Raw genomic sequence first — 9,773 nt, 5'->3', positions numbered from 1 at the left:
GGAGGTGGCAAATGACCTTTGATCCGGAGATTTCTGAATGGGGAAACCCACCCGCGAGGGTATCGCACACTGAATACATAGGTGTGCGAGGCGAACCGAGTGAACTGAAACATCTAAGTAGCTCGAGGAAAAGACATCAACCGAGATTCCGAAAGTAGTGGCGAGCGAAATCGGAAGAGCCTGCTAGTGATAGCACAAGACTTAACAGAACGGCATGGAAAGGCCGACCACAGTGGGTGATAGTCCCGTATGTGAAAAGACCTGTGTGGTACTGAGCTAGCGAAAAGTAGGGCGGGACACGTGTAATCCTGTCTGAATATGGGGGGACCATCCTCCAAGGCTAAATACTCATCATCGACCGATAGTGAACAAGTACCGTGAGGGAAAGGCGAAAAGAACCCCGGGAGGGGAGTGAAATAGATCCTGAAACCGCATGCTTACAAAAAGTCGGAGCCTCGCAAGGGGTGACGGCGTACCTTTTGTATAATGGGTCAGCGACTTACATTCAGTGGCAAGCTTAACCGAATAGGGGAGGCGCAGGGAAACCGAGTCCGAACAGGGCGAATCAGTCGCTGGGTGTAGACCCGAAACCAAGTGATCTATCCATGGCCAGGATGAAGGTGCCGTAACAGGTACTGGAGGTCCGAACCCACTGGTGTTGCAAAACCAGGGGATGAGCTGTGGATAGGGGTGAAAGGCTAAACAAACTTGGAAATAGCTGGTTCTCTCCGAAAACTATTTAGGTAGTGCCTCAAGTATTACCGACGGGGGTAGAGCACTGTTTAGGCTAGGGGGTCATGGCGACTTACCAAACCTAGGCAAACTCCGAATACCGTTGAGTACAGCTTGGGAGACAGAGCACCGGGTGCTAACGTCCGGACTCAAGAGGGAAACAACCCAGACCGCCAGCTAAGGTCCCTAAAATTGGCTAAGTGGGAAACGAAGTGGGAAGGCTAAAACAGTCAGGATGTTGGCTTAGAAGCAGCCATCATTTAAAGAAAGCGTAATAGCTCACTGATCGAGTCGTCCTGCGCGGAAGATGTAACGGGGCTCAAGCCAGTTACCGAAGCTGCGGATGCACAGCAATGTGCGTGGTAGGAGAGCGTTCTGTAAGCCTGTGAAGGTGTCTGGTGACGGATGCTGGAGGTATCAGAAGTGCGAATGCTGACATGAGTAGCGTTAAAGCGGGTGAAAAGCCCGCTCGCCGTAAGCGCAAGGTTTCCTACGCAACGTTCATCGGCGTAGGGTAAGTCGGCCCCTAAGGCGAGGCAGAGATGCGTAGCTGATGGGAAGCAGGTCAATATTCCTGCACCGATTACAAGTGCGATGTGGGGACGGATCTTAATAGGTTATCCGGCGGTTGGAAGTGCCGGTTTAGACAGAAGTAGGTGTGCATTAGGCAAATCCGGTGCACGTATGCCGAGGCTGTTGATCGAGCGAGCTTGCTCGCGAAGTAACCGAACGGGGTCCCAGGAAAAGCCACTAAGCTTCAGCTTGTAGTCGACCGTACCGCAAACCGACACTGGTGCGCGAGATGAGTATTCTCAGGCGCTTGAGAGAACTCGGGAGAAGGAACTCGGCAAATTGACACCGTAACTTCGGAAGAAGGTGTGCCCTAGTAGCGTGTAGTGAACAACGAAGCGTGAATGGGTTGCAAAAAATAGGTGGCTGCGACTGTTTACTAAAAACACAGCACTCTGCAAACACGAAAGTGGACGTATAGGGTGTGACGCCTGCCCGGTGCCGGAAGATTAATTGATGGGGTGCAAGCTCTTGATCGAAGTCCCGGTAAACGGCGGCCGTAACTATAACGGTCCTAAGGTAGCGAAATTCCTTGTCGGGTAAGTTCCGACCTGCACGAATGGCGTAACGATGGCCACACTGTCTCCTCCCGAGACTCAGCGAAGTTGAAATGTTTGTGATGATGCAATCTCCCCGCGGAAAGACGGAAAGACCCCATGAACCTTTACTGTAGCTTTGTATTGGACTTTGAACGGATCTGTGTAGGATAGGTGGGAGGCTTTGAAGGGCGGATGCTAGTTCGCCTGGAGCCGACGTTGAAATACCACCCTGGTGCGTTTGAGGTTCTAACCTAGGTCCCTGAATCGGGACTGGGGACAGTGCATGGTAGGCAGTTTGACTGGGGCGGTCTCCTCCCAAAGCGTAACGGAGGAGTTCGAAGGTACGCTAGTTACGGTCGGACATCGTGACGATAGTGCAATGGCATAAGCGTGCTTAACTGCGAGACTGACAAGTCGAGCAGATGCGAAAGCAGGACATAGTGATCCGGTGGTTCTGTATGGAAGGGCCATCGCTCAACGGATAAAAGGTACTCTGGGGATAACAGGCTGATACCGCCCAAGAGTTCATATCGACGGCGGTGTTTGGCACCTCGATGTCGGCTCATCTCATCCTGGGGCTGTAGCCGGTCCCAAGGGTATGGCTGTTCGCCATTTAAAGAGGTACGTGAGCTGGGTTTAAAACGTCGTGAGACAGTTTGGTCCCTATCTTCCGTGGGCGCTGCAGATTTGAGGAAGCCTGCTCCTAGTACGAGAGGACCGGAGTGGACGCACCTCTGGTGTACCGGTTGTCACGCCAGTGGCATTGCCGGGTAGCTATGTGCGGAAGAGATAACCGCTGAAAGCATCTAAGCGGGAAACTCGTTCCAAGATGAGATCTGCCGGGGCCTTGAGCCCCCTGAAGGGTCGTTGAAGACCACAACGTTGATAGGCTGGGTGTGGAAGTGCAGCAATGCATTAAGCTAACCAGTACTAATTGCCCGTGCGGCTTGACCCTATAACTTTGAACACCGCAGCGTGTTCAAGGCAACAATCCACGTCTGTCGTATGACACTCGAGAAGCTGGATACGCAATCAAAACCCGATTCGACTCTGTGAATTCGCTGCGCTGACCCACCGGTCAGCTCAGCAACCCGTTATGCCTGACGACCATAGCAAGTTGGTCCCACTCCTTCCCATCCCGAACAGGACAGTGAAACGACTTCGCGCCGATGATAGTGCAGATCCCTGTGTGAAAGTAGGTCATCGTCAGGCTGTTATTTGAGCAATAACCCCGAATCCGTTTGACACGGGTCCGGGGTTTTTTGCTTTAATGTCAGAATCGATGCCATGACTTTTCCGTCTTATACCCGCGCTCAAGCGTTGCCTGTGTTGTTGTCCGAGCGCATCGTTATTCTTGACGGTGCGATGGGTACAATGATTCAGCGGTTCCGGCTTGGTGAAGCGCAGTACCGCGGTCAAGGGTTGCCGTCCGGTTGGACCGTGGATGAGCGGTTTGTGGACTGGGCGAGTGATGTCAAAGGCAATAACGAACTGCTGAGCCTGACGCGCCCCGATGTTATTCAGAGCATCCATGAAGGTTACCTGGCTGCGGGTGCCGATCTGATTGAAACCAACACCTTTGGTGCGACGTCGGTGGCGCAAGACGATTACGGCATGGCTGGCTTTGCCCGCGAAATGAATCTGGCCTCTGCCCAGTTGGCACGTGCCGCCTGTGATCGTTACAGCACTGTGCAGCATCCCCGTTACGTGGCCGGGGCCGTGGGGCCGACGCCAAAGACCGCCAGCATCAGTCCCGATGTGAACGATCCAGGGGCCCGAAACATCACGTTCGACATGTTGTGCGCGGCATACGCGGAGCAGGTGTCTGCTTTGCTGGAAGGTGGCGTCGACGTGCTGCTGGTGGAGACGATTTTCGATACCCTGAATGCCAAGGCGGCGTTGTTTGCCATCGAGCAATGCTTTGAGGCGACGGGTGAGCGGCTGCCTGTCATCATCAGTGGTACCGTCACGGATGCGTCGGGGCGCATCTTGAGTGGGCAGACTGTCAGCGCCTTCTGGGCGAGCGTGAGGCACGCACACCCCCTGGCGGTGGGCTTGAATTGTGCCCTCGGCGCCGCGCTGATGAAGCCCTACTTGCAGGAATTGTCGAAAATTGCGAAAGGCACCTTCATCAGCTGCTATCCGAACGCTGGCTTGCCTAACCCCATGAGCGACACCGGATTCGACGAAGCCCCCGCCGACACGGCGCGTTTGTTGCACGGTTTTGCCGCTGAGGGGTTGGTGAACCTGCTGGGGGGCTGCTGTGGCACAACCCCTGACCACATCGCTTCGATTGCTCAGACGGTCCGTGGTCACGCGCCGCGAAGCGCTTTTGCGCGCTACCGCGACTGATCGCTTCGCTCGCGTCGGCACCACAAGCCGGGTTGCATTTTCGTCATATACTGACCCAAGAGGCGTCTGTGGGAGGCGCTAAGGGCTGAATTGACGGGGCACTGTGAAGCTGGCGGACTTGCACCTGGGGCATGTGGAGGCGTTGTTGCAAACGTCGGGCCTTTCTTTGCCGCCTCGGACGGTCTCGTCGGAATCGGCGTACTTGCAGCAATTGCTGGATGCCCTTTGTGAGCTCTCTTCCCGCGATTCGCTGACCGGCGTGGCCAACCGCCGTGCCTTTATGTCGGTGCTGGCTCAAGAAATCGACCGGGTGGCCCGGGTCGGTGAATCCGCCTTGCTGCTGGCGGTGGACATTGACCATTTCAAGCGCATCAACGACACCCACGGGCACTTGGCGGGAGACATGGTGATCCGGGCGGTGGCCCGCACCTTGCAGGCCTGTGTACGGCCCATGGACACCGTGGCGCGTGTGGGCGGCGAGGAGTTCGCGGTGGTGTTGCCGAGTTGCCCCGCGGCTTTCGGCCCTGTGGTGGCTGAGCGCATTCGTGCCGCCGTGGCCGAGACCGAGGTGCGGCACCAGGCGCTGACATTGGGCGTGACGGTCAGCTGTGGTGGGGCCTACGCGCCGCCGTGGGTCCGGTCGTCACTGGAGGCGTGGCTGGAGCGGGCCGACCGTCAACTTTATTTGGCCAAGCAGGCAGGGCGCAACCGGGTCTGCATCGAACCGTCTGTGGTCAGCGACGTGAGTGCCGAAGAAAAGGACCTGCTGTATGCGTGGGCGCAGTCCGACGCGCTTATGATCAACCCCGCCGACGCGAACTGAACGCGGTCCAGCTTTATGAACATCACCCCCCCCGAAACGCCCGTGACCGCCGCTGCAACCGGTGCGGTGCTGCGCCCTGGCAAGGGCAAGGTGATCGCGATCACCAGCGGCAAGGGCGGGGTGGGCAAGACCTTTGTGTCGGCCAACCTGGCGGCGGCCCTGACCCGGCGCGGCCTCAAGGTGCTCGTGCTGGACGCGGATCTGGGGTTGGCCAACCTGGATGTGGTGCTCAATCTGTACCCCAAGTTGACCCTGCACGACGTGTTCACCGGCAAAGCCACGCTGGAAGACGCGATCGTCAAGGCTCCCGGTGGCTTTTCGGTGCTGCTGGCGGGTTCCGGCATGGTGGAGTATTCGCGCCTGACCCCCGAGGTCCGCGACGATTTTCTGCGCCTGATGGGCGACGTGGTGCCGCGCTTTGACGTGGTCTTGCTGGACACGGGCGCGGGCATTTCGGACGTGGTGTTGTTTGCCCTGTCGCTGGCGTCGGAAATCCTGTTGGTGGCCACGCCCGAACCCACGTCCCTGACCGATGCCTACGCGACCATCAAGGTGCTGGCCACGCAGCAGCAGCGGCAGTTGGTACGCATCATCGTCAACCAGGCGCAGCGCCCTGGCGACGGTCGGGCCATCACCACGCAGTTGCAAGCGGTGCTCAACCGTTTTGTGGGGCAGGTGCCTGCTGCGGGGGGGACGACCCGCAACACCGGCATTCGCTTGGTGCATGTGGGCGACATTCCGGTGGACCAGTCGGTCAAAGACGCCGTGATGCGGCGGCAATTGCTGCTGGTGCACACGCCGGGCGCGCCGGCGGCGCTGGCGGTGGCCCAGGTGGCGGGCCGTTTGCTGGACACGGTGATCCAGCCACAAGACCGGCCCTGACGCTGCCTGTCATTCCGGGGTTTGGCGGGACCTCACGGCGTCTGTCCTCGTGCGCCCGCAAAGACAGCACTGCGGGACCGGGTCAGGGCTGACCCTCGGTTGAAACCCTGTGTTCGTCATGGCGGACCCGGTGACACAATGGAAGCGTCCACAGAGACCTCCAGAGGAGTGTGCCATGCTCTACCGATTCAAAACCAAGGCCACGGGCGATGTGGTCATGCTGGAAGCCAACGGCAAGCAGCTGCTGGAAATACTGGGCAAAGACCCCGGTGGCCCAGGCATTGTGCGGGTGGACCAGATGCCGGCGGCCGTCCAGGCCCTGCGCGATGCGGTGTTCGAGGACGAGTGCGAACTGCAGCGCCTGAGGCAGGAGGCCCTGGCCAAAGGCGAGGTGCCCCCAGAGCCCGACCGCGTGACCCTGCGCACCCGGGTGGCGCCGTTCATTGACATGCTGCAGCACGCCATGCGAGAGCAATGTGACGTGGTTTGGGGCGTCTGATTCGGGGACAAAAAAGCCACCGGTTGGCGGGCACCCGGTGGCGATTCGAGTCGGGGCACGGGCCCCGTGATGTCAGTCGGCGTACTGGCCGGCCGCGTCGATGACGGTCTTGAGCTGCGCGATCTGGTTGGCCACAAAGGCTTTGTGACCGGCCGGGGTGGCACGGTTGTCCTTGACCACGATGGCGCCCAACGCCTGCTGTTTCTTGATGAATTCGGGGTCCTTCAGGGCCGCCTGGAGTGCATCGTTGAGCTTCTGGGTGATGGCGGCCGGCGTGCCTTTGGGGGCGTACATGCCGTGCCAAATGGTGAGGTTGAAGTTCTTCAGCCCCATCTCTTGCAGGCTGGGGTAGTCCTTCAGCAGTTTGTGGTCGCTCAACGGCTTGGCGGTGGTGACGGCAAAGGCCTTCACGCGGCCGGCTTCGATCTGGCTGGTGGTGTTGGTGGTCTGGTCGCACATCACGTCCACGGTGCCGGCGATCAGGTCGTTCATGGCCGGGGCGGTGCCGCGGTAGGCGATGGTGGCCATGGATTTGTCCAGTTTGACCGCGTATTGCCACATCAGGCCGCAGATGTGCGAGGCCGAACCCAGACCGGCGTGCGCCAGGTTGAGCTTGCCGCCGTTGGCGCGGATGTAGTTCTCGAAATCGCGGTAGGTGTTGGCCGGCAGCTTGGGGCTGCCCAGCAGCGTCATGGGCACGTCGTTGATCATGCCCAGGTACTCGAAATCTTCCAGCGGCTTGTACTGCAGTTTGCGGTACAGCCCGGCGGTGGCGGCCATGCCGATGTGCCAGACCAGCACGGTGTGGCCGTCGGGGGCGGCGCGGGCCACCTTGGTCGCGCCAATGGTGCCACCGGCGCCAGCGGCGTTGTCGATGACGATGGTGGCATTGCCCAGGTGCTTGCGCATGGATTCGGCCAACTGCCGGGCGACGGTGTCGGTCGGGCCGCCGGCGGCAAAGGGCACCACCACGGTGATGGGCTTGCTGGGGAAGTCTTGGGCGGACACCGCGAAAGCGGCGGTGGCGGCCAGCACAAAGGTCGTCAGTTTCTGCATGCGTGTCTCCTGATGGTAGGAGCCCCATGTTAGAACGTGTGCGGGCCGTGTCCACCCCGGAAATTACGTAGATCGGGGGTCAGTCGTAGCTGCGGGCGTCCTCGATCACCTTGCCGTCGTTGGCCAGGCTGCCGGGGGGCACCAGCACCACCTCGCCGCGCAGTTTGGTGACGTCGCGCACGCTGTGCGCCAGCGCCTGCGTCAGGGCCGCGGCCGCGCTGCTTTGTGGCTGCTCGACTTCCACGTGCAGGGCCATGCGGTCGTCGGCCATCTGCCCCGACACCACCAGCCGCGCCTTCAGCGCTTCGGGGTGGCGGCGCACGATGTCGGCGACCTGCGAGGGATGGACGAACATGCCTTTGACCTTGGTGGTCTGGTCGGCCCGACCGAGCCAGCCTCGGATGCGGGTGTTGCTGCGGCCGCTGGGGCAGGGGCCGGGCAGGACGGCCGAGAGGTCGCCGGTGCCGAAGCGGATCAGGGGGTAGTCGGGGTTGAGCACGCTGACCACGACCTCGCCCACTTCGCCCTCGGCCACGGGGTCGCCGGTGCCGGGGCGCACAATTTCCAGGATCACGTGCTCGTCGAGCACCAGGCCTTCACGGGCCGGGGTTTCGTAGGCGATGAGGCCGGCGTCGGCGGTGGCGTAGCACTGGTAGGCGGCCACGCCGCGTTCGGCGAACCAGTCTCGCAGGCTCGGCGGGCAGGCCTCGCCCGACACCAGGGCCTTGTGCAGCGAGAGGCGGATACCGGTCTGTTCGGCCTTCTCCAGCAGGATGCGCAAAAAGCTGGGCGTACCGGCGTAGGCCTCGGGTTGCAGGTCCTGCACGGCGGCCAGTTGCTGTTCGGTGTTGCCGACGCCGCCCGGCACCACGGTGCAGCCCACGGCGTGGGCGCCGGCTTCCATGATCCAGGCGCCGGGGGTGAGGTGGTAGCTGAAGCAGTTGTGCACCAGGTCGCCGGCGGCAAAGCCGGCGGCTGCCATGGCGCGCCCGGAACGCCAGTAGTCGGCCGCGGCGCCTTCGGGTTCGTAAATGGGGCCGGGCGACTGGAACACCCGGCGCGCCCCGCGCTGGCTCAGCAGCCGGCGCCAGCCGATGGTGGCGAAGCCTCCGAAGGGGTCGCCGCCGGCGGCGCGGGCGGCTTGCTGGCGTTCCAGCAGTTCGTGTTTGCGCAGCACCGGCAGCGTGGCCAGGGCGGCGCGGCTGTTCACGCCGGCGGCGTCCACGCCCGCCAGCAGGCTGGCGTAGGCGGCGCTGTGGCGCTGGGCGTGGGCCACATGGCCGGGCAGGGCCGCCATCAGGGCGGCTTCCCGCTCGGCGGCGGGGCGGGTTTCCAGGGCGTCGAAATGGGCAGACATGGCGGATCTTGCAAAAAGCGTGTGAAGGGGCGAGACCGCGTCAGGCCAGCCAGCGTTTGCGGCGCTTGTAGCTCTTGACGTCCTTGAAGCTCTTGCGCTCGCCACCACCCATGCCGAGGTAGAACTCTTTGACGTCCTCGTTGTTGCGCAGGTCTTCGGCGGCACCGTCCATCATGATCCGGCCGCTCTCCATGATGTAGCCGTAGTCGGCGTACTTCAGCGCCATGTTGGTGTTCTGCTCGGCGATCAGGAAGGTGACCTTTTCCTTCTGGTTCAGGTCCTTGACGATCTCGAAGACCTCCTCGACGATCTGCGGCGCCAAGCCCATGGAGGGTTCGTCGAGCAGCACCACGCTGGGGTTGGTCATGAGGGCGCGGCCGATGGCGCACATCTGCTGTTCGCCGCCCGAGGTGTAGGCGGCCTGCGAGGTGCGGCGGGTTTTGAGCCGGGGGAAGTAGTTGTAGACCTTTTCCAGGTTGGCCGCGATTTCGGTCTGGCTGTCGCGGGTGTAGGCGCCGGTCAGCAGGTTTTCTTCGATGGTGAGGTGGGCGAAGCAGTGGCGGCCTTCCATCACTTGCACCACGCCGCGCTTGACCAGGTCGGCCGGCGACAGGTTTTCGATGCGCTCGCCGCGCAGTTCGATGCTGCCCTTGGTGACCTCGCCCCGCTCGGCCTTGAGCAGGTTGGAGATGGCGCGCAGCGTGGTGGTTTTGCCGGCGCCGTTGCCGCCCAGAATGGCCGCGATCTGGCCTTGCTGGACTTGCAGGGACACGCCCTTGAGCACCAAGATGACGTGGTTGTAGATGACCTCGATGCCGTTGACGTTGAGGACGGTGGGGGGAGTGCTCATGGGTGAATCCTCTGGGTGATGCACGGGGGGACCAAACCGCAGCGCCTTGCGCCAAGGCGCTGGGGTGTGGGGGCTGGCCCCAAGGGGGCCAGCCCGTCCCGCCACCAGAGTGG

7 protein-coding genes and 2 rRNA genes (1 of these 9 only partly in view) are annotated in these 9,773 nt (G+C 61.4%); 6 read left to right on the top strand and 3 right to left on the bottom strand.

The annotated features are described in order from the left end of the window. The 6 genes from HA630_RS11335 to HA630_RS11310 form a co-directional block, all read left to right on the top strand. Positions 1-2,796 (top strand): 23S ribosomal RNA (locus HA630_RS11335) (it extends 81 nt beyond the left edge of the window). Positions 2,797-2,940: 144 nt separating this feature from the next. Beyond that, positions 2,941-3,053, top strand: a 5S ribosomal RNA gene (gene rrf / locus HA630_RS11330). Between the two features lie 75 nt (positions 3,054-3,128). Next, positions 3,129-4,193, top strand: coding sequence for a homocysteine S-methyltransferase family protein (locus HA630_RS11325; protein WP_166834859.1), 1,065 nt, complete (start codon positions 3,129-3,131; stop codon positions 4,191-4,193). A 133-nt stretch (positions 4,194-4,326) separates the two neighbouring features. Further along, positions 4,327-5,016 carry a GGDEF domain-containing protein gene (locus HA630_RS11320; RefSeq protein ID WP_371809242.1) on the top strand — a complete coding sequence of 230 codons (690 nt, stop codon included), beginning with the start codon at positions 4,327-4,329 and terminating at the stop codon, positions 5,014-5,016. A gap of 15 nt (positions 5,017-5,031) precedes the next feature. Next, the gene (locus tag HA630_RS11315) at positions 5,032-5,898 is read left to right on the top strand and encodes a MinD/ParA family protein (RefSeq protein ID WP_166834855.1); all 867 of its coding nucleotides are present in this window, start codon (positions 5,032-5,034) and stop codon (positions 5,896-5,898) included. Positions 5,899-6,073: 175 nt separating this feature from the next. Continuing rightward, entirely contained in the window at positions 6,074-6,397 is a 324-nt protein-coding gene (locus HA630_RS11310; RefSeq protein ID WP_166834853.1) for a DUF1840 domain-containing protein, read from the top strand. 72 nt (positions 6,398-6,469) lie between these two features. On the opposite strand, the gene HA630_RS11305 is transcribed toward HA630_RS11310, so the two are convergent. The 3 genes from HA630_RS11305 to HA630_RS11295 all read right to left on the bottom strand — a co-directional run bounded on the left by HA630_RS11305 (position 6,470) and on the right by HA630_RS11295 (position 9,660). Further along, the gene (locus HA630_RS11305) at positions 6,470-7,453 is read right to left on the bottom strand and encodes a tripartite tricarboxylate transporter substrate-binding protein (RefSeq protein ID WP_166834851.1); all 984 of its coding nucleotides are present in this window, start codon (positions 7,451-7,453) and stop codon (positions 6,470-6,472) included. A 79-nt stretch (positions 7,454-7,532) separates the two neighbouring features. Continuing rightward, positions 7,533-8,810, bottom strand: coding sequence for a phenylacetate--CoA ligase family protein (locus tag HA630_RS11300; protein ID WP_166834849.1), 1,278 nt, complete (start codon positions 8,808-8,810; stop codon positions 7,533-7,535). Positions 8,811-8,850: 40 nt separating this feature from the next. Further along, a complete protein-coding gene (locus tag HA630_RS11295) occupies positions 8,851-9,660 on the bottom strand; it encodes an ABC transporter ATP-binding protein (RefSeq protein WP_166834847.1) in 810 nt (269 codons plus the stop codon). Positions 9,661-9,773: the final 113 nt, after the last annotated feature.

The organism is Aquabacterium sp. A08, assembly GCF_011742065.1.
The sequence above is the reverse complement of the archived record's forward strand: the minus strand, read 5'-3'. Positions and strand labels throughout refer to the sequence as shown.

Coding starts and splice junctions, on each gene's coding strand:
- HA630_RS11305 (WP_166834851.1), bottom strand. CDS start 7,453: ATGCAGAAACTGACGACCTTTGTGCTGGCCGCCACCGCCGCTTTCGCG.
- HA630_RS11310 (WP_166834853.1), top strand. CDS start 6,074: ATGCTCTACCGATTCAAAACCAAGGCCACGGGCGATGTGGTCATGCTG.
- HA630_RS11300 (WP_166834849.1), bottom strand. CDS start 8,810: ATGTCTGCCCATTTCGACGCCCTGGAAACCCGCCCCGCCGCCGAGCGG.
- HA630_RS11325 (WP_166834859.1), top strand. CDS start 3,129: ATGACTTTTCCGTCTTATACCCGCGCTCAAGCGTTGCCTGTGTTGTTG.
- HA630_RS11295 (WP_166834847.1), bottom strand. CDS start 9,660: ATGAGCACTCCCCCCACCGTCCTCAACGTCAACGGCATCGAGGTCATC.
- HA630_RS11315 (WP_166834855.1), top strand. CDS start 5,032: ATGAACATCACCCCCCCCGAAACGCCCGTGACCGCCGCTGCAACCGGT.